The following is a 24,221-nucleotide window of genomic DNA, read 5'->3' on the forward strand; positions in this document are numbered from 1 at the left end:
AGCAGATAGATGAACATGTCCTTTAAAACGGGAAGATGAGCAGAATCGTGAAGATGGCGATGACCGCCGTCACAACCTGCAGCGGCAAGCCGACTTTGACAAAATCGAAGAAACGGTAGCCGCCGATGCCGAACACCATGGCATTCGTCGGTGACCCGAACGGGGTCATGAACGCGAGCGACGCTGCGATGGCGACGGCGACGACGAGCGGGACGGGACTCACTTGGAGTGCCGAGGCGAGTGATAGTGCGAGCGGTGCGAACAAAACGGCTGTCGCCGTGTTTGAGATGATTTGGCTGAGCACCATCGTCGCGACGAAAAGGGCGACGAGCACCCAGATTGGACCGGCCTGCCCGAACGACTCACTGATCCACGTGACGAGCCACGGCATGATTCCTGCATTGTCGAGCGCTTGACCGACCGGGATCATCGCTGCGATTAAAAGAAGCGAGGACCATTGAATCGATTGATACGCGACGTCCATTTGGCGGACGGCCCCTGTGAGCACCATCGCCAATGCAGCGAGCCACACCGCCACCGTCGGGTCGACCCACTCGAACACGAGGAGCATCACCATCCCGAGCATGATCAACCCCGCTGCTAGTTGATGACGTTCGGACACGGCCCGGTTGGCCACATCGGTCACATGCTCATTGGCAAGCAGAAGGTGCGTCTCGTTTCCGACCCGCTCTAAATCTTCCCACTCGCCTTGCGCGACGAGCATGTCCCCCCGTTCGAGCGGGACATCTTTCAATCGGGTGATGGCGATTTCCTCGTTCGGGCGCACGACTTGAAGCACGTTCAATCGATATTCATTGCGTAATCGGCTCTCGGACAAACAACGGCCGACGAGTGGACTGTCGGTCGGAATCGTGAAGACGGCGACGCCAGACGCTTTGCCGTATACATCTTTGACGTTAACCGGTTCGACGACCAATCCTTCTTGTCGTGCGATGCGGTGGACGTCCGTCTCATCGCCGCTGACGAGAACCCGACCTTCCGTAAGCACCGTGTCCGCTCGGGCCGTGGTGAACCGATGGACCACTCCTTTTCGGTGTTCTCCGACGACGATCAGTCCGTCTCGTGACCACTTGACGTCACCAAGCGTCTGACCGATGAGGCGGTGTCCTTTCGTGATCGCAAGCGCATAGACGGACACTCGCGGCAACGTCAACGGATGAGCCGCGGATGAATGGACGTCCCCCGTCCCGAGCAGACGGTTGCCGACGCCATAGAAATACACAAACCCAACTACGGCCACGACGAGCCCGATCGGCAAAAGTGCGAAAAATCCGAGTGAACTCACACCCGCACTTCGAAGTGTCTCAGCAGCGACAAGGTTCGGCGGCGTCCCGATGAGAGTCATCGTCCCACCGATGCTCGAGAAGAAGGCGAGCGGCATGAGCAGTTTCGCCGGGCTCGTCCCCATCTGCCTCGACATGGCGAGGACGACGGGAATCAATAAAGCGACCGTACCCGTGTTCGACATGATGCTCGACAGAAACGTCACGGTGACCATCAGCACGAGAAAGAGACGCACTTCACTCCCTTTCGCGTATGGGATGAGCGCGGCCCCTAATCGTTCGGCGAGGCCAGTGTGGAACAAACCGGCGCCGACGATGAACAGTCCGGCAATCATCAGCACGACTGAATTCGAAAAACCGGCCATCGCTTCGACCGGCGTCAGTTGATTTGTCAAAACGAGCAAGAGGAGACCAATCAGCGCGACCAAGTCGGCTCGGAGCCAACCTCCGATAAAACCGATGATCATGGCGGCTAAAATCACCAAGGTGACCATGACGTCCACCCTTTCCTTGTGAAATGACCTACAAGTAGAGTATACCACGCTTTATGTAAGCGTTATCATTTGTTGGGTGACAATCTGGTCAACAAAAAAACGGATGGCTCGATTGCCATCCGCTTGCTTCACCATTATTGAACTTCGTTATCATTCACCATCGGAGCGTAAAGCTCTTCAAGCGGCTTCATGATAATTTTCGTCACTTCTGTGACCAGTTGATGCATGCGTTGCTCTTCTTGCATGAGCTCCATGATCAATTCGTTTTGTTGAACGCCCATCATTTTCGTCTGCGCGTCCATCATCTCTTGTTCAGAGATCTCTTCGCCTTGCATTTGCTTCTGTTGAAGCGTCATTTGGATATCACGGAAGTCAGCGAATAACTGGTTCGCTTCTGCATCCGCATTGACACGGTCGTATAGTGAAGAGAGATTTGTGAACTCCTCAGAATCGCGAAGTGCTTTTTCCAATTGGTAAGCATGATCGTACAAGTTTGATTGTGACATGTGACGTCCTCCTAAATACTATTAGGGCGTGCCAATCAAATGATGGCAATCAACCCTTGAATCAACCCAATCATACCACCTAATAAGGCTCCAAGCCATGTTATTGCCCGAAACTCTCGTTTCGAGATCGAGAGGACGATCTCTTCAAGGTACGATGTATCGAGCGAGCTCACTTGCTCTTGCACGATTTGATCAATCTTGAGCCGGTCCATGACCGTCTCCATTTGATCCGTGAAGCGAGTGATGACGAGTCGGACCCCGTTCGGGACGAGCTCTTCAACGACACGTTCCTCGACGTCCCGCGTATACGAATGGACGGTCCGATCGAGCAAGTCCCCGACCGGTAGGCGCGACACGACTTCCGTCGTCACACCGTCAATCAACCGTTCCTCTAAACGCTCATCGAGCAACGTCTCGACCGAGCGCTCACTGAATCGCTCGAATTCACGCGTAATCATCTCAGCCATCCCAGACCGTGTCGAGCCGCCGCGGAGGATATTGATGATCTCGGGGCGTATCATCTCGACAAAATTCAAGTTCTGGACGAACCCGGCGATGAAGCCGAGCCGACGTTGGACGAACGAGTCGACCATGTGCCGAAGCTGTGCTTCCCCTTCGGCCGAATAAAAATACTCCTCTGACTTGACGAGCAAGGCGTCCACGATTTCGGGGATGAGCCCCCGGACACGGTCCATCCCGTCTTCACCGAGAAGCTCATATAGTTTGCGCGACTTCACATCTGTGAGGACGAGTCGGAGCTCTTGTCGGAGTTTCTTATCCGCCTCTGCCAGCACCCGTGTCTCGGCATCCGGGTAGAGCGGCTCGATGAGCGACCGGATCGTCTTGTCCGAACGGAGCATCGTCCGTACCTCGCCTTGAACGAAGTGCGTGATGTGCCCGCCGACTTGTTCATCGAGCAGGCGCTTACGCATCCCTTCAGGCGTCAACAAGTGCTTGACGACCGTCTTCCCGAGGCTCGTTGCCAATTCGTCGCGACGTTTCGGGATCAACCCCGGGGTGAACGGCACGCGCATCTTCCCGATGTATTTAGGATGATGGGGCCGAAACAACATTTTGATAGCGAGAAAGTTCGTGACTCCCCCGATTGTCGCCCCGATGGCGATCATGATGAATATTTTTAGTAGACTGTCCAAACTGCCTGCCTCCGTTCTGAAATATGATACATTGTTTGAAGAGGTGATTGTATTGACTACGTATGATCGTATTAAATCGATTTTCCCGACCGTTGTCCATCGGTCGGAAGATGCATCCGGAGACTACATCTGGTACCAAGCACACGATGGGACCGTGTTTGGACTACCCAAAATGGAATTGAGCGAGCGTGAACGACAGCTCCTTGAATGGTCGGCGACACCGTTTGTGACGACGCGTGATCCGCGTCAAGAGAAATGGCAAGACCGCTTGCTCACAGATTCGTATCGGATTGCCCAGCCATTTCGGTTGTTGTCGCTGTCGCTCCATTATCAAGAGCCGGAATCGCTCGAGCAATTTTTAGAGATATTGAACGATTTCATGCCTGAAGCGGAAATCGTCGTCATGACGCGACATCACGTGGAAATCATCGAGATGAATCAACTCGTCGATTTGTCCGAGTTCGAGGACGTGTTACGAGCCGTGGCGAGCGATTGCTACGTTGAGGCCCATGTCATCTATAGCGAGCGACCGCTCGGTGTGTTAGGGACACTGTACCAACAACATCAAACGCTGCGCCCGTTCGCGAGACTCTCTACTAAAGCTTACCCTGCTAGTCAACTATTATACCATTACTTGCTAGAAGACCATGAGACTTTTGCCGAACGTCTCCAATTGATCGAGACCGTATATACGACGCTCGACAAAACGAACATCGAGCTGTTAGAGGCATTATTCGCCTACTCTTTAAACGTATCCCATACGGCTAAAGCACTGTTCATGCATCGAAATACGCTCAACTATCGGCTCGATCGGCTGTATGAACTGACGGGATACGATGCCCGCCAATTCTATGATGCGAGTTTGCTTCAACTCATTGTCACGTTGCACAAATCTGAGTAATCGTTTTTGTGCAACGTGTACATATCCAATGCAAGCGGTTTCACCGTATAATCAATCTTGTAAGCGCTATTATACAAGAACAGATTCTCAGGAGGCTAACGACATGGCAGAAATTCAATTGAACCACATTGATAAAATATACGAAGGTGGCGACTCAAAGGCAGTCAGCGATTTTAACTTGCACATCAAGGACCGCGAGTTCATCGTCTTCGTCGGACCTTCAGGTTGTGGTAAATCGACGACACTCCGTATGATCGCCGGACTCGAAGAAATCTCGAGCGGGGACTTCATCATCGATGGCAAGCGCATGAACGACGTCGCACCGAAAGACCGCGACATCGCGATGGTCTTCCAAAACTATGCCCTTTACCCGCACATGAGTGTGTATGACAACATGGCGTTCGGATTGAAACTTCGCAAGTTCCCGAAAGATGAAATCGATCGTCGCGTCCAAGATGCGGCCCGCATCCTCGGACTTGAAGAATACCTTCAACGTAAGCCGAAAGCACTCTCAGGTGGTCAGCGTCAACGTGTCGCCATCGGCCGTGCCATCGTTCGTGATGCCAAAGTGTTCTTGATGGATGAGCCGCTCTCAAACTTGGATGCCAAGCTTCGCGTTCAAATGCGTAAAGAAATCATTCAATTGCACAACCGTCTCGACACGACGACGATTTACGTTACCCATGACCAAACGGAAGCGATGACACTCGCGACTCGCATCGTTATCATGAAAGACGGAATCATCCAACAAGTCGGTTCGCCGAAAGAAGTATACGAAAACCCGGACAACATCTTCGTAGCCGGTTTCATCGGATCACCTTCGATGAACTTCTTCCGTGGAAAATTGGCTGATGGGAAGTTCCTCGTCGACGGTGAAGAAATCAACGTCCCTGAAGGTAAAATGAAAGGTCTTCGTGACCGCGGATACATCGGTAAAGAGCTTGTGCTCGGAATCCGTCCGGAATCAATTCACGATGAGCCAATCTACATCGACTCGCCAACGACGCACACGTTCCGCACGCACATCGACGTCGCCGAGCTCATGGGCGCAGAGTCGTACTTGTACGCCGAACTCGGTGGTCACCAGTTCACGGCTCGCATCGATGGACGTTCGAACATCCATATGGGTGACGACGTCACACTCGCACTCGACATGACGAAAGCTCACTTCTTCGATACTGAGACAGAACAAGTCATCCGTTAATACAAAAATCCCTTCGATTTTAGAATCGAAGGGATTTCTTTGTATTAGCGAATCGCATACCGACGTTCGAGACGATGTTGACCCGCTTGGATGAGCGTCGACAAGATCCAGTAGATCGATGCCGAGAACAAGAGGAGCGGCATGACGAGATACGTCGTCGCTGCGATTTGATCGGACACGTACGTCAACTCTTGGACGGCGATGACCGAACCGAGTGACGTTGATTTGATGATATCGATGACCGAGTTGGACACCGGTGGAATCGCACGCGATAACGCCTGTGGGAAGATGATATCCTTGAAGCGCTTCGCACGCGGAATCCCGAGGGCGACACTCGCCTCGACTTGTCCGCGGTCGACCGAATTGATGGCCGCGCGGAACGCTTCCGAGATATAGGCCGCAAAGTGAAGGCCAAGCCCGAAGATGAGTGCCTGCATCCCGCTCAACTGGACGAAACCGGTCAGACCGACGTACAGGATGAGAAGTTGCAACAGGAGCGGTGTCCCACGGAAGAACGAGATATACGTACGGGTGAACAAACGGACGACCTTGACAGGACTGCTGTGCAAGACAGCGATGATCAGACCGAGCACCAAGGCGAGGAGAATCGACAGGATACTGGCGATCAACGTCAATTGTACGGCTTCTAAATAGGCCGAACGGTTCTCGATGACGGTCGTGATCAGTTCACTCATTGACTGATGTCCTCACCGAAGTACTTCTCACCGATTTCAGCCATCGTTCCGTCTTCTTGCATCTCAGCGAGCGCCTCGTTCAAGCCTTCGAGCACGTCTGAGTCTTGACGCGTCATGTAGCCCGCTTCACTCTTATTGAAGACGTCACCGACCGCTTTCACGTCGTAACCTGTCTTCTCAAGCTCCGTCAAAATGAAGAGACGGTCGTTGAGTGCCGCATCGAGACGTCCGACTTGAAGATCTTGCAACACTTGGTTCGCGCCTTTGTAGAACTTGACTTCAGCTCCAGCTTCTTCAGCGAGCTTGGCGTAGACCGATCCTTGTGTCGAGCCAACGACTTTGCCGTCGAGGTCGTCGATGCCTTGGATGTCCTCATTGTCTGATGCGACGATGACTTGTGCGCCTGAGACGGCGTATGGGTCTGAGAACGCATATTTCTCTTCACGTTCTGGCGTGATGCTCATCTGGTTGGCGATCATGTCGATGCGTTCCGCGTCGAGGGCCGGAACGAGTCCTTTGAAGTCCATCGGCTCATATTCGACCGTGTAGCCGGCACGCTCGGCTGCTTCATTCAAGACGTCGATATCATACCCTGTGATCTCACCTTTGTCTTTATACGTGAACGGCGGGTATGTCGCTTCTGTACCGACCGTGATGACCGCTTCTTCTGAACCGCTGTCTGTCTCTGTGCCACAAGCCGCGAGCACCCCGAACGATGCGCCGATAGCGAGTACTGCTGTTAACGATTTTTTCATATGAATTCCGCCTTCCTGATAATCCTTATATGATTACATGGTTTTGAACAATAACCTCATCATACTGACGGGGGCATTCAATGTCAAACAAAAACCACTGCCCTCGTCAGGGCAGTGGTCCTCACTTAATCGATTGCTTTCGCTTGTTTCATGACATCCTGTTCAATCGCCTCTCGTTTCGCCGTCGTCTTCTCGGCGCTATCGGCATGGACGCTGAAATAGAACTTGATTTTCGGCTCCGTTCCAGACGGACGCAGGCAGAACCATGAGCCATCCTCGAAGATGAACTTGAGCACGTTCGACGACGGCAACTCGATCGTTTCCGTCTCCCCTTGACGCAAGTTCGTCGCGACTTGTTGCTTATAGTCTTCAAAGCGCACGACTTCGTAACCTCCGACTTCTTGCGGCGGATTGGCGCGGAACGCCTCCATCATCCGGCCGATTTGTTCGAGGCCGGCCTTCCCTTTCAATGTCATCGATTGGAGCGACTCCTCGTAGAAGCCGTATTTCTCATAGACGGCTTGGAGCGCATCGTATAACGTGCGTCCGTGCTGTTTATGGAAGGCCGCCATCTCAGCGCCGAGCAAGCACGCCTGAACGGCATCCTTGTCACGGCAGAAGTCCCCAATCAAATAACCGTAACTTTCTTCGTAGCCGAATAAGAACTGGTAGTCACCAGATTCTTCATATTGTTTGATCTTCTCACCAATGAACTTGAAGCCGGTGAGCGTGTTCTCGAGATGAACCCCATACGCCTTGGCGATGGCCGCTCCAAGTTCAGACGTGACAATCGTCTTCGCGACGAAACCGTTCGCCGGAAGCGTCCCCGTCTCCACTTTCTGAGACAAGATGTAGTCCATCAGGAGTGCACCCGTCTGGTTGCCCGTCAAGACGAACCATTCGCCGTTGCGGTCACGAACCGTAAAGCCGACACGGTCAGCGTCCGGGTCCGTCGCCATGAGCAAATCTGCCCCGACACGATCGCCGTATTGCATCGCGAGCTCAAAGGCGGCCCGTTCTTCCGGGTTCGGATAACTGACCGTCGGGAACGCCCCGTCCGGCTCTGCCTGCTCCTCGACGATTGTCACATGCTCAAACCCATACGCTTTCAACCCTTCCATGACCGGACGGCGTCCTGTCCCATGGAGTGGTGAGTAGACGATTTTAAGCGGGTCGCCTTGGACGTCTGTATGGATGCGAATCGATTGGAGTGCTTCCATATAAGCCGAATCGACCGACGCATCGACCGTGACGAGCGTTCCGTCTGCGCGGAGTGGCGCTTCGTCGGTGACTTCAATCTTCAATTCATCTTCGATCGCGTTGACGTATGAGACGAGCTCATCGGCCTCGGCCGGCGGCAATTGTCCACCGTCAGCACCGTACACTTTAAAGCCGTTATATTCTGGTGGGTTGTGGCTCGCCGTGATGACGATGCCGCCGAAGGCGTTCAAATGACGGACGGCGAATGACAGCTCCGGTGTGGCCCGTAGACTTGGGAACAAGTACGTCTTAATCCCGTTCGAAGCGAGTGTACGGGCCGCCTCGAGCGCGAACTCCGGCGAGAAGTGACGTGAGTCGTGGGCGATGACGACGCCGTGACGTTTCGCTTCTTCCCCTGATGCAGCGATAAAGTCAGCAAAGCCTTGCGACGCTTTGCGGATCGTGTACATGTTCATCCGGTTCGCCCCTGGACCGATCTCCCCACGCATACCGCCCGTCCCGAATTCGAGCGTCTTATAAAAGGCGTCCTCGAGCGACGTCTCGTCTTGCTCCATTTCCTCAAGCTCGGCGCGCAAGTGCGGTTCGAGCGCCTCGTGTTGTTTCCATCGGTCATATGTCTGTTGCCATGTCATGGTCAGTTCCCCTTTCGACGTTCAAAAATTCAATCGAAGTACTCGCCAATTTGTTCCATCTTGTATACGATGGGAGTAACGAAACTTCGAGGTGATACTATGTTTCCAACTATGCGTGCCCAAGAATTGAAACACATCGTCCATACGGACTCGATTCGCTTTATTGATTGTCGTTATTCTTTAAACGACGCCTCATACGGAAAGTTTGTGTATCGACAAGGGCATCTCCCGAACGCTGTCTTCCTCGATTTGATGGAAGACCTATCTGGACCCGTGTCCGAGCACGGAGGCCGTCATCCGTTGCCGTCAAAAGAAGCATGGACCGAGACGCTCCGCCGCATCGGGATTCAACCAGATGATTTAGTCGTCATCTACGACGACGGGTTCCCGTACGCCGCCCGCGCATGGTGGTTATTCAAGTGGGCCGGCCATGAGCGCGTCATCGTGCTCGAGGGCGGCATCCAATCCGGGATCACTTACTGCGGAGAGACGACGACGGACGTTCCGTCCTATCCCGCATCAAATTATGTCCCAGCGTTCCAGGACGAGATGATCGCGACACTTGAAGATGTCCGCGCCGCCACTAAAACCGGCGGACTATATGATTCAAGGACACCCGATCGGTACGATGGCAGTTATGAACCGATTGATCAAAAACCGGGGCATATCCCGAACGCCGTCCTCTGTCCATACACGGAAGCCATCACCGACCTCGGTATGCTTCAAGATTTTCATGATTTGAAAGAACTGTACGCCGACGTTCTCGATGTCCCGAACCCGATCTTCTACTGCGGGAGCGGGGTCACCGCCTGCGTCAACATCTTGGCGTTACACGCCCTCGGTAAAGACGATGTCCGTCTATACCCGGGCTCATACTCGGACTGGATCAGTTATCCAGAAAACAAGGTCCACCCGTAACGGGTGGATTTTTTCATTTCACGCTCGTCGGCTTGATGTTCCAAACGGCGTTCGCATATTCGGTAATCGTTCGGTCACTCGAGAAGATACCTGACTTGGCCGTATTGACGATTGAGCTCTCGGCCCAGCGCGCCTTGTCTGCGAACACCTCGTCGACACGACGCTGTGCCTGCATGTATGACGCGAAATCTTTCAAGACGAGGAAATCGTCATTATAGACGAGAAGCGAGTCGAAGATCGCTTGGAATTGGTATTCTCCGACCTTGTCAAACGTGCCGTTGACGAGGGCGTCGACGACGTTACGCACTTCTGTATTCGCATGGTAGATGTCGGCCGCATGATAGCCGCCGAATTTCTTGTAGTTCATGACTTCTTGCGGTGTCAATCCGAAGATGAAGATATGGTCGTCCCCGACTGCATCGCGAATCTCAATATTGGCCCCGTCGAGCGTCCCGATTGTGAGCGCACCGTTCATCATGAACTTCATGTTGCCGGTACCTGACGCCTCGTAGCTCGCCGTCGAGATTTGTTCACTCAAATCCGAACCTGGGAAGATGCGCTCCGCCATCGAGACGCGGTAGTTCTCGAGGAAGACGACCTTGATGAAGCGGCTCGCCCGCTTATCATTGTTGATCATGGCCGCGAGCGCGTTGATATAACGAATGACTTCTTTGGCATAATAGTAGCCCGGAGCTGCCTTCGCACCGAAGATGAACGTCCGTGGCACCATCGTGAACGTCGGGTCTGCTTGAATCTTCTGATAGAGCGCATGAATGTGCATCGCATCCATTAGTTGACGTTTATAGGCGTGGAGTCGCTTGACTTGAACGTCAAAAATCGACTCCGGGTCGACGGCGATACCCGTCTCTGCTTGAATGTAGCCGGCGAGGTCAAGTTTGTTTTGTTGTTTCACGTTCATGACCTGCTCTTGGAAGCTCGCGTCTTTCGACACGCCCATCAACTTCTCAAGATCATTCGGATGTTCAATCCATGACGGACCGATCGCATCGGTGATCAAGTTCGAGAGTCGCGGGTTTGACTTGAGGAGCCAGCGACGATGCGTGATCCCGTTCGTCTTGTTGTTGAAGCGCAACGGGAACATCTCATATAAGTGACGCATCTCACGCTGCTTCAAAATATCGGTATGGATTCGGGCGACGCCGTTCGTCGAGTGCGAGCCGACGACAGCAAGGTTCGCCATATTGATATGTTGGTTCGACACGATCGCGATCTCGCCCATATGTGGTTCAAGATGCGGGTAGTTGACGAGCACATCTTTACAGAAGCGACGGTTGATCTCCGTGATGATTTGATAGATGCGTGGCAACAGCCGTTCATACATCTCGACCGGCCACTTCTCGAGCGCCTCGGCGAGGAGCGTATGGTTCGTGAACGACATGACGCTCTTCGTCACGCGCCACGCCTCCTCCCAACCGTAGCCGTGGTCGTCCATTAAGATCCGCATGAGTTCAGGGATGGCAACGACCGGGTGCGTGTCATTGATATGGACCGCATAATGGTCGCCCAAGTGCTTCAACGATTTATTATGACGTAAGTAAGACGCGATCATCGACTGGACGCCCGCCGAAACGAAGAAGTATTGTTGCTTCAAGCGCAATACCTTTCCTTCGTACGTCGTATCATCCGGGTAAAGGAACTCAGAGATGGTCGCAATCGATTGCTTGTATTTCAGCAAATCTTTATACGAGCCTTTCGTCCGTTCCATATACTCCTCGTCATCAAACGGCGACTCGGCGTTCCAGAGCCGGAGCGTGTTGACGACGTCGTTTTTGTAACCGATGATCGGCATATCGTAAGGTACGGCTCGAACGACTTCATCTGGATGATGGACGACGCGAAGCCGGTCCCCGATTTGTCGCATCTCGATCCAACCGCCGAAATTGACGTCGATGGCCCGGTCGGCCCGGCGTGTCTCCCACATGTTGCCGTCACGGAGCCAATTGTCCGGCAATTCGACTTGATAGCCGTCGACAATCTTTTGTTTGAACAAGCCGTAGCGGTAACGAATCCCGTTCCCGTGTCCTGGCAAGCTGAGCGCGGCGAGTGAATCGAGGAAGCACGCCGCCAAACGACCGAGCCCCCCGTTCCCAAGCCCCGGTTCCGGTTCATATTCCGTGATATCCGTGAAGTTGAAACCAAGTTCCTCTAACCCCTCTTGCACGACTTCCAGGACATCCATGCTGAGCAAGTTGTTGTACAGAAAACGTCCGAGCAAAAATTCAAGTGAGAAATAAATGACTTGCTTGCTCTGCTTTTCTTCGTGCTTGTCGCGGGTGTTGATCCATTTCGGGATCGCCTGTTCGCGCACCATCGTTGCCAACGTTTGATACACTTCCTGCTCGGTCCCTTCATCGAACGACTTCCCGTTTAAAGCGACAAATCTCTCTTGAAATGAAGTGACGAAGCTCTGTTTGTCTGTAAACATATGTGTGTAAAACTCCTTCCGGTCATGCAAATAGGTGATACAATTCACGGTACTGTTTCGCGGATTGTTTCCAGCTGAAGTCCGCGGTCATCGCTTGATGGACGAGGGCGTTCCAAGTGTTGTCGTCGTAGAAGACACGAATCGATTTCTCAATCGTCGCGAGCATCTCATGGGCGTTATAGTTCAAGAAGCCAAAGCCCGTGCCTTCTTGGGTGTACTCGTTATACGGTTTGACCGTGTCACGAAGTCCACCTGTCTCTCGAACGATCGGGAGCGTCCCGTAACGCATCGAGATGAGCTGGCTGAGACCGCACGGCTCAAAACGTGACGGCATCAGGAATGCGTCCGATCCGGCATAAATCAAGTGGGCGAGCTCGATATCGAAACCGATATATGACCCGACCTTACCTGGATGCGTCGCCGTCATCTCATGAACGATGCCTTCATATTCCGGTTGACCCGAGCCGAGGAACACGAATTGACAATCCAAGTTCCCAAGCTCCTCACTCACCGCTTCAATCAAATCGAGCCCTTTTTGTTCGACGAGTCGACTGACAAAACCGATTAGCATGACGTCGTCACGTACTTCGAGACCGAATCGTTCTTGGAGGACCCGTTTGTTGGCGAGTTTCCCTTCTTTGACCGTATCGAGGTTGTACGTCTGGGCGATGCGCTTGTCCGTACTTGGATCATTTGTCGCCAAATCGAGTCCGTTCAAGATGCCACGGACATCCACAGACCGATAGCGTAGCGCCGCGTCGAGCCCTTCCCCGTAATACGGTTCCATGATCTCGTCACGATACGACGGGCTGACCGTCGTGATTTGGTCGGAGTGGACGATGCCGGCCTTCATATAGTTGACGAGACCGTTATGTTGAATCCCTTCCGCCGTGAAGTGCTCGGGACCGAACTGTAATAGCTCGCCGAGGACCGCTTCCGGGAAGATACCCTGATATTGCAGGTTATGGATAGTGAAAACCGTACGAATGCGTTGATACGCTTCGAGATGTTGGTAATGAATCCGTAAGAAGGCCGGGACGACCCCTGTCTGCCAGTCGTGGCAATGGAGCACATCCGGCACGTCCTCTGCCTCGAGCTTCCCGATCATCTCAAGGACGGCCCGAGAGAAGAATGCGAACCGCTCGGCATCATCGTAATGGCCGTAGAGCACGCCTTCTCGTTTGAAATAATATTCGTTGTCGATAAAGTAGAACGTGACGCCATCGCGCACAAGTTTCAAGACGGCACCAAACTGTTTGCGCCATCCGACCGGGACGATCAAGTCGAAAAGATACTCCATGTCATCTACATATTCCTGAGCGATCGTGCCATATTTCGGCATGATTACACTAACATCTTCACCGAGTCCAGACACCGCTTGAGGGAGCGAGCCGATGACATCGGCAAGCCCCCCCGTTTTCATGAACGGTGCCGCTTCTGAAGCGACATACCATATTTTCATAATATCCCCCTTTAAACCGTTGTCCGTTTTCCGATGACGATCGGTTCGTCGACCGTACCTCGAATGACTTGTCCTCGTTTGACGACCACTTCTTTATCTAAAATGGCGTTCTCGACGACAGCGCCTTCTTCGATGATCGATTTGGATAAAATGATTGAGTTTTTAACGCGGGCGTGCTCACTGACGACGACACCGCGGAAGAGAATGCTGTTTTGAACTTCACCGCTGATTTTACATCCGTTTGCGACGAGCGCTTCATTCACTTTCGACCCTTTCAAATAACGGGTTGGCGGCTCATGTTTAATCTTCGTATAGATATGTGGGAAATCGTAGATGATCCCTTCCTGACGAAGTAAGCGCATACTTTCATTATAGTATGAAAGTACAGAATGAATCACCTGCATTTTGCCAGTATAGTGATAGCCGTGCACGTGCAGACGGTGGAGCTGCGGACGGATGACGCCGTCGAGCAAATCGTACTCACCTTTTGATGTCGCTTCGTCGACGAGACGAAGGAACAAGTTTTTCGACATGATAATCGTCTCCGTGTACGTGTACTCGTCGTCCGGGCTGTATCCGCGCTCGCCGATGCCGACGACACGGTCGTTTTCACCGAGACGGATTGGTCGACAATAACCGCATTTCTGTTCGTGAGCGGCGTAACCGAGTGTGATGTCAGCCCCCATCGATTTATGATGTTCGAGCATGTCTTGGAAGTCGATCGTCGTCAAGACGTTCGACCCCGTGATCACGACGTACGGTTGTTTGCTGCGCACGAAGTGTTCGCGGTGCATCGAGAAGTTGGCCAAGTCGCCGAGGTATGCTTCCCCGTCAGGCTTGAGCGCCGGTGGGAAGATGTGCAAACCGCCTTGCGAACGGTCCAAATCCCACTCTTTCCCTGAACCCAAGTGGTCCATGAGCGAGCGATATTTATCTAACGTGAAAATACCAACTTGGTTGATGCCTTGGGTGATCATGTTCGTCAATGTAAAATCAATCAGGCGATAACGTCCAGAGAACGGGACAGCCGCTAAATTGCGATGCCCCGTAAATTCTGGAAACAAGCCCTCTTCGGTTCCTAAGTTGATGACCCCTAACAAATCATTCGTCAACAGTAACGCCTCCTTGCGTCGGTCTTTTTTTAAATCAAGCACGTTGTTTGAAGACTGTGCCGCTCTCGATATTTTCGTGTGGTTCAATGACAACGATCTCACCACCCGGCTCGCCGACAGTCGCCCCGTCTTCAATGACGGCACAGCTCGCGACGATGGCTCTGTGAATCGTTACATCTTTTCCAATCCGTGCTCCCGGCATAATGACCGAGTCCTTGACAAGCGACCCTTCACCGACGCGTACGTCATAGAACAAGACTGAATGTTGGACTTCGCCCTCGATCCGACAACCTTCATTGATGACCGACTGTTCGACGCAGGCATCTTTGCCGATGAACTGAGGTGTCTGGTTCGGGTTGACCGAGTAGATTTTAAATTCCGGATCATAGAGATCGAACGGCGGATCTTCTTCGAGTAAGTCCATGTTGGCTTCCCAAAGTGATTGAATCGTCCCCACGTCTTTCCAGTAACCTTTGAATTTATACGCGAACACGTCTAAACCATCGAGGAGCGTGTTCGGAATGATGTTTTTCCCAAAGTCGAAGCTTGATGTCTCGTCTTCCGCATCTTGGATCAGGTGCTCCCGTAGCACTTTCCAGTTAAAGATATAAATCCCCATCGAGGCCAAATTGCTCTTCGGTTTCTCAGGTTTCTCTTCGAATTCTTTAATGCGAAGGTCGTCGCCCGTGTTCAAGATCCCAAAACGCGGTGCTTCATCCCAAGGGACTTCCATAACCGAGATCGTGACGTCCGCTTGCTTCTCTTTATGGAAGTCGAGCATCTTCTCGTAATCCATCTTGTAAATGTGGTCCCCCGATAGGATCAACACGTACTCCGGATCATAGTCGTCGATATAGCTCAAGTTCCGATAAATCGCATTGGCCGTACCTTCGTACCAGTTTTTCCCCGACTGTGCTTGGTAAGGCGGTAAGATGGCCAAACCTCCATTGCGGCGATCCAAGTCCCAGGCCGACCCGATGCCTAGGTAACGGTTCAACTCAAGCGGTTCATATTGTGTTAACACGCCCACCGTCGTGATTCCCGAATTGGTACAGTTCGATAATGGAAAATCGATGATTCGGTACTTTCCTCCAAAGTTGACAGCAGGCTTCGCTGTCTTCCGTGTGAGAGGCCCGAGTCGTTTTCCTTCTCCTCCTGCGAGGAGCATCGCAACCATTTCTTGCTTCATAGTACAGCCTCCTAAATTCATAATATAAACATCTATTACCCTCTTTCTCTATTTCCTAATGTATTCCTGCTCAAATTATTATATGATAACGTTTACATTTTGAATTTTATTGAAAGTTTGACGATATAATGAATAAAGAGAGGGGTGAGACGATGAGGGCATGGATTGGGACACTATTTTTTGCTGGTTTGCTAGCCACCGGTCTGACGATCAGTGGGGCGTTAAAAGAAGAGATTGAACAGACGAAACAGATTTTGTCGTGGGGTGAAAAAACGGTCGACGCGGCCCCGCTCGCTTCGAAGCATGCCGTCACGTTGACGTATAAAGGGGGGGCGGAACGGCTCTATTTGAGCGGTCGCCGTGATGACGTCTCCGTCGCCCGTTTGCCGGCCCATCTCCGCGAAGCGATCATGGTCATCGAAGATCGTAAGTTCAACGCCCACCCCGGGTACGACCTTGGCGGGATTGCCCGAGCGTTCATACATAACGCCAATGAATCGTCATTACAAGGCGGGAGCACGATCACGCAACAACTGGCCCGAAACGTTTATTTGACGCACGAGCGGACGTATGAGCGAAAAGTGAAAGAATTATTGCTCGCTCGGGCGCTTGAAAAACAATATAGTAAAAAAGAAATTATGACCGCCTACAGTAACGTTATCTTCTTTGGCCATAACGTTTATGGGATTCAAGCAGCGGCCGAGACGTATTTCGCCCGTCCGCTCGAAGATTTGAACTGGAACCAAATCGCTTTCCTGTTGACCGTGCCGAACAATCCGTCTTTATATGACCCGCTCGACCCATCGGCCAGGTTTTACGAGCGCAAAGACCGCATTCTCATCCAGTTGCGGGATGCCGGTGTCTTATCAAAGCAGGCTTACGAGACACACCATGGCGTGAAGTTGAAGGCGAGCTATCGCCAACACGTCGTCCGTTATCCCGATTATATGGATACGGTCATGAAAGAAGCGATCCGGCTCGTCCGTTCACGCTATGACCTCGATGAAGAGGCTGCGAAAGACTATTTGGCGACCAATCAAGCGACAATCGACACGTATCTGTCCGTCGCCCGGCAACAACAAGCAAAACAAGTCATGACGAAGCTTCCGACCGGTTTAAACGGCGGCTATGCCGAAATGACGCCAAAAGGCCGAATCGTCGCCCTCGTTGATTCAGAGATGACCCAAAGCGGCGAATTCAACCGGGCCACGCAAGCGTTCCGCCAACCCGGGTCCGCCATCAAACCGGTCCTCGTCTTCGCCCCATACATCGAAGAGACCGGTGCGAAACTCGACACCGTCCTCGACGGCCGCTCGGTCTGTTACGGAACGTATTGTCCGACGAACAGCGGCAATCGCGTCCTCGGAGATGTGTCATTCCGCGATACGGTCGCCTATTCGTACAATACGCCGGCGCTCGCCGCGTTCACCGCGATCGACCAAGAAACAGCTTTCGCTACGGCCGACATGATGTTCAGCCAATGGGATGCCAAAACAGATAACAGCTTGGCCAGCGCGCTCGGCGGTTTGACGCAAGGTGTATCCCCGAAAGAGCTTGCCGCCGCCTATACGCCGTTCTTGAACCAAGGTGTGTACGTGTCAGGTCAGACAATCAAGCAAATCCGCTTCGAGTCGGGTGCGCCGACGCTCACACCAAGCGTGACGAAGGAGGCCGTCTGGTCGAAAGCGACCGTCGCGACGATGCGTGAGGCGTTGTCGGCCGTCACGACGTACGGGACCGGACGTTATGCCAATCAAATCAAACGTCCTTACGTCGGCGGCAAGACCGGCACGACGAACTCGCATAAGGACATGTGGTACGTCGGCTTGACCGACGAGACAATCACGGCCATCTGGCTCGGCGCCGACACTCCGCGTCCATTCCCGGAACTCGCCAACCGGGCCTATCCTGCCATCGTCTGGACGGAGGCACATCGCTAAAAAGCCAGGGACATCATTGTCCCTGGCTTTTATAATCGTCGATATGAGTGACACGTGTAACTTCCCCACGCCTCGAACAGGTCTCTTTCTTGAATCAGCTTCCACGGATTGAACAACGTCTGTCCGTTCTTGTTGAAGAAGAGCCCGTTCCCGATGCAATACGTCGCGTGTTGGATCCGTCCGGCTTCATCGACGAACGTGAGCACGTCCCCCGATTCCCTTATCTCTGTCTCGACTTGCGCATAATCCGCTTGACCGAGCGTCTGGAGGAACGTACCTGGATGAACCCATTGCGAGGCGATCCAGTCCTCTCCCGTCACAGCGAACAGTGTGGCTGCCAAACAGTTGCTGCCCGAGTTGACCGGGAAGGTGTTGGCAAGGCGCTTCACGTGGTCCGGACAAGTTGGCGGGATTGGACTCGTCGTCCACTCTTCCCACGCACCTGCGTATGTCATCGTGAGTCGACGGCGGGTGGCATCCGTCATCGTTTGCCAGACGGATCGATGCAAAACGAGATGAGGCGTATCGTCCCACATCACGACTGAAGACGATTGATCAATGAACATGTCGTCACTCACGGGAAAGACGAGACCGCGACCGACTTGGACTTGATACGTGAGCACATCTCGTCTCATTTCCGGCGTCAACGTCTCCATCCAACGAGGCGGGGCATGCAGGACGTACGGCACTTCCCGGTCAATCGTCCAATACGTATAAGCGTTGGCGACTCGGACATCCCGGTAAGACGGGTGTGCGTCAAATTCCGCGCGAGGGATGATCAAGACTGACGCCTGTGTACCTAATTGCGTCACGAGGCGCTCGTCCGCCATAAACAAGTCCATCGATGGCACCATCGACGCCACCCAAACCTGGACGACTTCTTCGGTCGGGCTAAGTGAAATCGTTTTACTTGCCGTCATAGGATGATGTCCCCGACCGAGTTAAACAAGCGAAGCATCGCCCATGCTAACCCACTCAAAAGAATCGCCCACATCATCGCTTGAATCAACAGTAGACCGATGGCCCGAAATGTCGACATCAACTGGCTGACTTGCCATATGTAATAGAACAAATAAAGAACGAACGTGCCGAGCAGCACCGCGATGACCGCGAGCAGCGAATTTAAAAATAAGAAGCTAATCCCTGAGCCAACGAGGAAAATCGTCGCCCCTGGCTTCAACCGATGCAACGAGCTGCCATTCGTTTCACGCGCAAAGAAAGCAAACCCGAGCTGGTTGAACGTATCCGCGACAAGTTTGAAGGCGCTGAACAGCATGAAATAGATGGTAAAGAACACGACGAGCACGAGCACTTTCGACTCTTGGACGGACAGCAGTGCGATAATCTCGCTGTACACGCCGACACGCGTCAGCCATTGAATCACATACTCGCTCGTGGCGATGGCGAGCGACATCGAGAATAGAATGATCCCAATCAACGGGGCATAGCTTAACAAGTACACGTTTGTTTTCATATCGGCTCCAATTTCACAAGAATTTCTCATATTCAGTGCAAATCTATTATCAAGTATATTATAATATTCGTAGTCACGGAGAACAAAAGGGGGATTTTTAGATGGGTTTGTTACTAATGGTCGGAATCAGCGTCGTCTTCCTCGCAGCTATCTTTACAGCTGGATACAACAGAAAACCTGAAGGTAATCAATAAGAGCCGAGATTCTCACGAATCCGGCTCTTTTTTTTATTTCAGTCCTGCATATCCTTGTTGACGGAGCGCTTCATAGACGATAATCGCCGCCGTGTTTGAGACGTTGAGCGACCGCACGAGGTTCGATTGCGGCAAGCGGATGCAACGGTCGAGGTTATTCTCAATCACTTCCATCGGCAACCCTTTCGTCTCGCGTCCGAAGACGAAGAAATAGTCTTTGTCGACCACCGACACGTCGAGGTCGCTCGGATATTGTTCCCCATATTTCGTAATATAGAAGAACTCTCCATCCGGGTGCTCGGCCCACAGCTCATCGAGCGAATCGTGATAACGGACGTCGACGAATTGCCAATAGTCGAGCCCGGCCCGTTTGAGCATTTTGTCGTCCGTCGAGAAACCTAACGGACGAATCAAATGGAGCACCGAATTCGTCGCCGCACATGTGCGCGAGACGTTACCCGTATTTGCCGGAATTTCTGGTTGAAACATCACTACATGGATTGCCATAGTACACTCCTCACTTCACTTGTTCGAGATCAAGTAATCGTTGTTTTTGATGAAGGCCACCGCCAAACCCGGTCAGTTGTCCCCCGCTGCCGACAACTCGATGGCATGGGAAGATGACAGGTAGCGGATTGCGGTTCAGTGCCTGGCCGACCGCCCGAACCGCTTTCGGTCGCCCGATTTGTTCGGCGATTTGTTTGTACGTCCGCGTCTCACCGAACGGGATTGTCAAGAGCGCATCCCACACTTCTTGCTGAAAGACGGTTCCGTTCATCTCGATCCACTCGCGGTCAGACGGTTGAAGTCCGTTTTGCTCCACGCGTTCAATCAAGTCAGTCAGCCATGTCGGTGCCGAACCATCACCTGCTTCCATCTCCGCAAAGTCTAACGCACATAATTTCCCTTGTGCGTTCAGTTCATACGCTAACGTTCCCCATTTAGATGACACGGTCTTCATGGTCCCACTCCTCTCGAAATAAGCGAATCTCTTCATGTACCATTTCCGATGTCTCGATCGCTTCGACCTGTTGATAAATCGTCTCGGCCTCAGGTCCGAGAATTGCGCCGATTGCCCAGACGGCCGTCGCTCGCATGTCTTCTCGCTCATCTTTTCGGATAAAGTCTTCGAGAACTGGTACGGCCGATGGTTCCCGGTAGTGCGCCAACGCCAAAATCGCATTCCGTTGAATCGGCTTTTTACCGCGCCACGACCCAGACAGATGCCCATATTTCGCTTTGAACTCCCGATTGCTCAAGTCCAATAACGGTACGAGCAACGGTTTGACGATTTCGGCTTCAGGGAGCAGTTCCTCATGATGGCGCCAGTCTTTCTTCCGATTGTACGGGCAGACTTGTTGGCACGTGTCGCAACCATAAAGTCGTCCGCCGAGCTTCGAACGAAACTCGCGCGGCATGAGCGTCTTCATTTGCGTCAAATAGGCGATGCAACGTTTGGCATCGAGCACACCTGGTTCGACGAGCGCTGTCGTCGGACAAGCTGTCATACATTTCGTGCACTCGCCACATCCGTCTTCAATCATCTCATCCGGTGGTAAATACGTGTCGAGGATCATCTCCCCTAAATAAAGGTACGACCCTTTCTCCGGCGAGATGATCGAGCAGTTTTTGCCGCTGAAGCCGATCCCAGCCCGTTCGGCCACGGCCCGGTCGACGAGTTCACCCGTATCGACCATCGAGCGCGTCCGGACTCCCGGAACGAGCTGCTCAATATACGCTTGTAATTGCTCGAGCCTTGAGCCGACGACACGATGGTAATCGAGCCCCCATGACGCCCGGGCGAACAAGCCACGCCGCTCATCCGCGACACTTCGCGGGGCATCCTTCAATTTACTTGGATAGGCGATCGCGATGGCGATGATTGACTGTGCCTCGTCGAGCAACAGCGTCGGTGTCGTCCGTTTGTCCAAGTCGGGCTCCTCAAAGCCCGAAGCGAATCCTTTCTCTTGTTGCTTCACGAGACGTTGCTTCATGACGATGAACGGGTCGGCGGTCGTCACTTTCAACTCGTCGATCCCGATCGTTGTCGCATATGCCACAATCTTCTGTTTAAGTGTTTCCGGATCCATCCCGTTCATCGAATCACCTCTTTCGTGTCTATTTTCGCATACAAAAAATCTCCCCGCCAGTCGGCAGAGAGATGATGAAGCGGGTGAAGAGAATCGAACTCTCGTCATCAGCTTGGAAGGCTGAGGTTTTACCATTAAACTACACCCGCATGGTTCAAATGAGTCGGCTGTAAAAGCGACTACAATCAATATACATCTATACCTTTAGGAAGTCAATACTTTTAAATAAATTTCTTCAAGAGCTTATTTAACAAAGAGTTTTTGAGAAGTGTAACTATTGATTCCCTTATTCTTATCTTTTGAATCTTATTTCAATATAAGAGAAAAAGCCATATCTCGAAAGATAATAAAATTCCTGCCGACCAGGTCAGCAGGAATCTTTGTTATAACGAGGACGTCTTCGGTTCCCGAAGCAAGTGCTTAATATCGCGGAACGTGACGAACGTCTTGTTTTTCGCGTCATACAGCTTATAACGCAGCGACTTCAAACTAGAGAACAGACCGATCGTCGTTGCCTTTTGTAACGGCGGTGTCGACGTATGGGCTTGTTCCAGATTATAGTTCGGTACGCGTGGGCTCAAGTGATGCACGTGGTGGAAGCCAATATTCCCGGTCACCCACTGCAATACTTTTGGCAACTCGTAATACGAGCTTCCTTCAATTGCCGCTTTCACATAGTCCCACTCGCTCTCGTCCTCAAAATATGAGTCTTCGAACGTATGTTGGACGTAGAACAACCAAATCCCGAGAACGCCTGCTGTGAACATCGTCGTTCCTTGAACAATCAAGAACGCTTTCCATCCGACGAGTGCGATGACGAGCGCATAGAGTACGACGAGCGACAGGTTGATGAGATACGTGTTGTTTCGTTCTTTTTTGCGGGCGTCTTTCCGGTTGAAACGGCTCGTGATGAGAATCAAGAACAACGGACCGAGACCGAACATGACGAGCGGATTACGATATAGACGATATTGGAGACGTGTCCATTTCGAAGCTTCGACGTACTCTTCGATTGTCATGACCCAAATGTCACCGACTCCCCGTTTATCTAAATTTCCACTCGAGGCGTGGTGAATCGAATGCTCTCGTTTCCACTTCTCATACGGGAATAACGTCAAGATACCCATGATGGTTCCGACGATGGCGTTCGCTTTCTTATTTTTGAAAAATGAACCGTGCGTACAGTCGTGGAAAATGATGAACATCCGGACGACGAATCCAGCTGCGACGATTGCGAGCGGGATGGTCAAAAAGACCGAAATTTGAAGCGCTTGATAGGCAAGGATCCAAGCGGCAAGAAACGGCAAGATCGTGTTGATCATCTGCCGGACGCTTTTCTTCACGTCGGCCTTTTCAAACGGTGAGACGTGTTTCCGGAGCTGGGCGATTTTTTCTTTACTCATGTACAACTTCCTCCTCAATTACATACAGCGCTGACGACTACAAAATGAAATATGAAACCAACTACACTATGAGATTGACGACAGCATCCGTCGCCATAAGAATCAATTTGTCATAAAAATATTATTACCAGGTAATTATATCACATCATATAGAATAAATCGTTCATTCAGATTAGTATTTGAAGCAATTATTATTTCCATCGCAATAATTACCATTAATATTCTTTATATGGAATTAATAATATATAAAGTGTGTTAGAATCCAACTATGTAGAGATAGGAGGAAATAGCATTGTTCCAGAAATTGAAAAAGTTATTCACACCTAAGCGATTGATCATCATGACGAGCGTCTTCATCTTGCTTATCCCAGTCTTCTTTGTCAGCTATACGTTTTATAAAAATTTGAGTCAAGGCGTCGAGAATGAGAATCTTGATGACAAATACGCAAAGCGAGTCAAAGAGTTACAAATCGAAGTGTCTAAAGAAGACCCATTAGACCGGAGAGGCAACTCCACTGCCAAAACTCGTGTTGAATTAGAGGTCTCCTTCAATGAAGAGAAACCGAGCCGGACCGAACTGATTAAAAGCATGCACTTGATGACACATCAAAAAATATCGGCCCGATCTAAATGGGGAGCGATTCCGATGACCCCAGACAATATACAACAATCGGCTGACTATTTGGAGCTCCTAAAAACTAAATTCAAAATCGGAGACAGTATGTACTCGGAATTGAAAGCGATGCTCGATCACTGGTCGCAAGGTGACTTCTCTAAAGCCGACACGGAACAAGATCGTTTGCTGCACTTCCTCCAAGCGAGTAAAGGTTTCTCGAACGGATTAGCTACCAAGAACGAAGAAGAACTCTTTATCTTAAACAACTTCGGTCCTGAATACTTGAACACATTGGACGAAACGACGTACACGTCATATGAAGAATCATCTCCGTGATGGTTTTTTTCTTTTACTTTGGAAAATCAACATTTTTCATTTCGACTCAAATTTTTACATTTTACATAGAACAAAAAAAAGACCCTAGCCTCAGCTAGGATCTACGGATACCGGTGGTCGGAGTCGAACCGACACTCCAGTTGATTATATCTTTATTCTTTTATTTTGCATTTAA

The 24,221-nt window shown here is 51.7% G+C and carries 21 protein-coding genes and 1 tRNA gene; 5 read left to right on the forward strand and 17 right to left on the reverse strand.

Annotated features, from left to right (window positions below; all coding sequences use genetic code 11):
* Positions 1 to 22 precede the first annotated feature (22 nt).
* The 3 genes from NMQ00_RS11885 to NMQ00_RS11895 all read right to left on the reverse strand — a co-directional run bounded on the left by NMQ00_RS11885 (position 23) and on the right by NMQ00_RS11895 (position 3,431).
* Complete coding sequence (locus NMQ00_RS11885) at positions 23 to 1,771, reverse strand: SLC13 family permease (protein ID WP_369696447.1); 1,749 nt, start codon at positions 1,769 to 1,771, stop codon at positions 23 to 25.
* 161 nt (positions 1,772 to 1,932) lie between these two features.
* Entirely contained in the window at positions 1,933 to 2,304 is a 372-nt protein-coding gene (locus NMQ00_RS11890; RefSeq protein ID WP_034776512.1) for a YlbF/YmcA family competence regulator, read from the reverse strand.
* Between the two features lie 35 nt (positions 2,305 to 2,339).
* Complete coding sequence (locus tag NMQ00_RS11895) at positions 2,340 to 3,431, reverse strand: DUF445 domain-containing protein (RefSeq protein WP_441294620.1); 1,092 nt, start codon at positions 3,429 to 3,431, stop codon at positions 2,340 to 2,342.
* 70 nt (positions 3,432 to 3,501) lie between these two features.
* On the opposite strand from NMQ00_RS11895, the gene NMQ00_RS11900 reads away from it, so the two are divergent.
* Both NMQ00_RS11900 and NMQ00_RS11905 read left to right on the forward strand, forming a co-directional pair.
* Complete coding sequence (locus NMQ00_RS11900) at positions 3,502 to 4,359, forward strand: PucR family transcriptional regulator (protein ID WP_255176855.1); 858 nt, start codon at positions 3,502 to 3,504, stop codon at positions 4,357 to 4,359.
* A 103-nt stretch (positions 4,360 to 4,462) separates the two neighbouring features.
* Positions 4,463 to 5,563: an ABC transporter ATP-binding protein gene (locus tag NMQ00_RS11905; protein ID WP_255176856.1), complete on the forward strand. Its 1,101-nt coding sequence runs from the start codon at positions 4,463 to 4,465 to the stop codon at positions 5,561 to 5,563.
* Positions 5,564 to 5,607: 44 nt separating this feature from the next.
* On the opposite strand, the gene NMQ00_RS11910 is transcribed toward NMQ00_RS11905, so the two are convergent.
* From NMQ00_RS11910 to NMQ00_RS11920, 3 genes are all read right to left on the reverse strand, one after another.
* Positions 5,608 to 6,258 (reverse strand): amino acid ABC transporter permease, encoded by a 651-nt coding sequence (locus NMQ00_RS11910; protein WP_255176857.1) that lies wholly within the window; start codon positions 6,256 to 6,258, stop codon positions 5,608 to 5,610.
* Entirely contained in the window at positions 6,255 to 7,013 is a 759-nt protein-coding gene (locus NMQ00_RS11915; protein WP_255176858.1) for a transporter substrate-binding domain-containing protein, read from the reverse strand. Before NMQ00_RS11915 ends, NMQ00_RS11910 begins: the two co-directional genes overlap by 4 nt.
* Before the next feature lie 125 nt (positions 7,014 to 7,138).
* On the reverse strand, positions 7,139 to 8,866 hold the full coding sequence (locus NMQ00_RS11920) for a phospho-sugar mutase (protein WP_255176859.1): 1,728 nt from the start codon (positions 8,864 to 8,866) through the stop codon (positions 7,139 to 7,141).
* A 99-nt stretch (positions 8,867 to 8,965) separates the two neighbouring features.
* Here NMQ00_RS11920 and NMQ00_RS11925 point away from each other — a divergent pair, with 99 nt between their 5' ends.
* Positions 8,966 to 9,784 carry a sulfurtransferase gene (locus NMQ00_RS11925; protein ID WP_255176860.1) on the forward strand — a complete coding sequence of 273 codons (819 nt, stop codon included), beginning with the start codon at positions 8,966 to 8,968 and terminating at the stop codon, positions 9,782 to 9,784.
* Between the two features lie 13 nt (positions 9,785 to 9,797).
* On the opposite strand, the gene NMQ00_RS11930 is transcribed toward NMQ00_RS11925, so the two are convergent.
* Genes NMQ00_RS11930 through NMQ00_RS11945 form a run of 4 tightly spaced genes read right to left on the reverse strand, consistent with a single transcriptional unit; the run spans position 9,798 to position 15,993 of the window.
* On the reverse strand, positions 9,798 to 12,230 hold the full coding sequence (locus NMQ00_RS11930; RefSeq protein WP_255176861.1) for a glycogen/starch/alpha-glucan phosphorylase: 2,433 nt from the start codon (positions 12,228 to 12,230) through the stop codon (positions 9,798 to 9,800).
* Between the two features lie 22 nt (positions 12,231 to 12,252).
* A complete protein-coding gene (gene glgA, locus NMQ00_RS11935; RefSeq protein WP_255176862.1) occupies positions 12,253 to 13,692 on the reverse strand; it encodes a glycogen synthase GlgA in 1,440 nt (479 codons plus the stop codon).
* Positions 13,693 to 13,703: 11 nt separating this feature from the next.
* Entirely contained in the window at positions 13,704 to 14,804 is a 1,101-nt protein-coding gene (glgD, locus tag NMQ00_RS11940; protein ID WP_255176863.1) for a glucose-1-phosphate adenylyltransferase subunit GlgD, read from the reverse strand.
* A 34-nt stretch (positions 14,805 to 14,838) separates the two neighbouring features.
* Positions 14,839 to 15,993: a glucose-1-phosphate adenylyltransferase gene (locus tag NMQ00_RS11945; RefSeq protein ID WP_255176864.1), complete on the reverse strand. Its 1,155-nt coding sequence runs from the start codon at positions 15,991 to 15,993 to the stop codon at positions 14,839 to 14,841.
* Between the two features lie 152 nt (positions 15,994 to 16,145).
* Between NMQ00_RS11945 and NMQ00_RS11950 the strand changes: the two genes are divergently transcribed.
* Positions 16,146 to 17,933: a transglycosylase domain-containing protein gene (locus NMQ00_RS11950; RefSeq protein ID WP_255176865.1), complete on the forward strand. Its 1,788-nt coding sequence runs from the start codon at positions 16,146 to 16,148 to the stop codon at positions 17,931 to 17,933.
* Between the two features lie 29 nt (positions 17,934 to 17,962).
* On the opposite strand, the gene NMQ00_RS11955 is transcribed toward NMQ00_RS11950, so the two are convergent.
* From NMQ00_RS11955 to NMQ00_RS11985, 7 genes are all read right to left on the reverse strand, one after another.
* Positions 17,963 to 18,853: a hypothetical protein gene (locus NMQ00_RS11955; RefSeq protein ID WP_255176866.1), complete on the reverse strand. Its 891-nt coding sequence runs from the start codon at positions 18,851 to 18,853 to the stop codon at positions 17,963 to 17,965.
* Positions 18,850 to 19,407 (reverse strand): DUF5366 family protein, encoded by a 558-nt coding sequence (locus NMQ00_RS11960; protein ID WP_021066738.1) that lies wholly within the window; start codon positions 19,405 to 19,407, stop codon positions 18,850 to 18,852. Before NMQ00_RS11960 ends, NMQ00_RS11955 begins: the two co-directional genes overlap by 4 nt.
* Positions 19,408 to 19,634: 227 nt before the next feature.
* Positions 19,635 to 20,108: a tRNA (uridine(34)/cytosine(34)/5-carboxymethylaminomethyluridine(34)-2'-O)-methyltransferase TrmL gene (gene trmL, locus NMQ00_RS11965; RefSeq protein ID WP_255176867.1), complete on the reverse strand. Its 474-nt coding sequence runs from the start codon at positions 20,106 to 20,108 to the stop codon at positions 19,635 to 19,637.
* A gap of 10 nt (positions 20,109 to 20,118) precedes the next feature.
* A complete protein-coding gene (locus NMQ00_RS11970; protein WP_255176868.1) occupies positions 20,119 to 20,562 on the reverse strand; it encodes a methylated-DNA--[protein]-cysteine S-methyltransferase in 444 nt (147 codons plus the stop codon).
* The gene (gene queG, locus NMQ00_RS11975; protein ID WP_255178717.1) at positions 20,543 to 21,691 is read right to left on the reverse strand and encodes a tRNA epoxyqueuosine(34) reductase QueG; all 1,149 of its coding nucleotides are present in this window, start codon (positions 21,689 to 21,691) and stop codon (positions 20,543 to 20,545) included. Before queG ends, NMQ00_RS11970 begins: the two co-directional genes overlap by 20 nt.
* A gap of 78 nt (positions 21,692 to 21,769) precedes the next feature.
* A tRNA-Gly gene (locus NMQ00_RS11980) sits at positions 21,770 to 21,840 on the reverse strand.
* Between the two features lie 234 nt (positions 21,841 to 22,074).
* Positions 22,075 to 23,094, reverse strand: a complete 1,020-nt coding sequence (locus NMQ00_RS11985) for a Delta(5) desaturase DesA (RefSeq protein ID WP_255176869.1) — start codon at positions 23,092 to 23,094, stop codon at positions 22,075 to 22,077.
* A 292-nt stretch (positions 23,095 to 23,386) separates the two neighbouring features.
* Between NMQ00_RS11985 and NMQ00_RS11990 the strand changes: the two genes are divergently transcribed.
* Positions 23,387 to 24,046, forward strand: coding sequence for a DUF6241 domain-containing protein (locus NMQ00_RS11990; protein ID WP_255176870.1), 660 nt, complete (start codon positions 23,387 to 23,389; stop codon positions 24,044 to 24,046).
* Positions 24,047 to 24,221: the final 175 nt, after the last annotated feature.

The organism is Exiguobacterium aurantiacum, from assembly GCF_024362205.1.
GTDB classification, from domain to species: domain Bacteria; phylum Bacillota; class Bacilli; order Exiguobacteriales; family Exiguobacteriaceae; genus Exiguobacterium; species Exiguobacterium aurantiacum_B.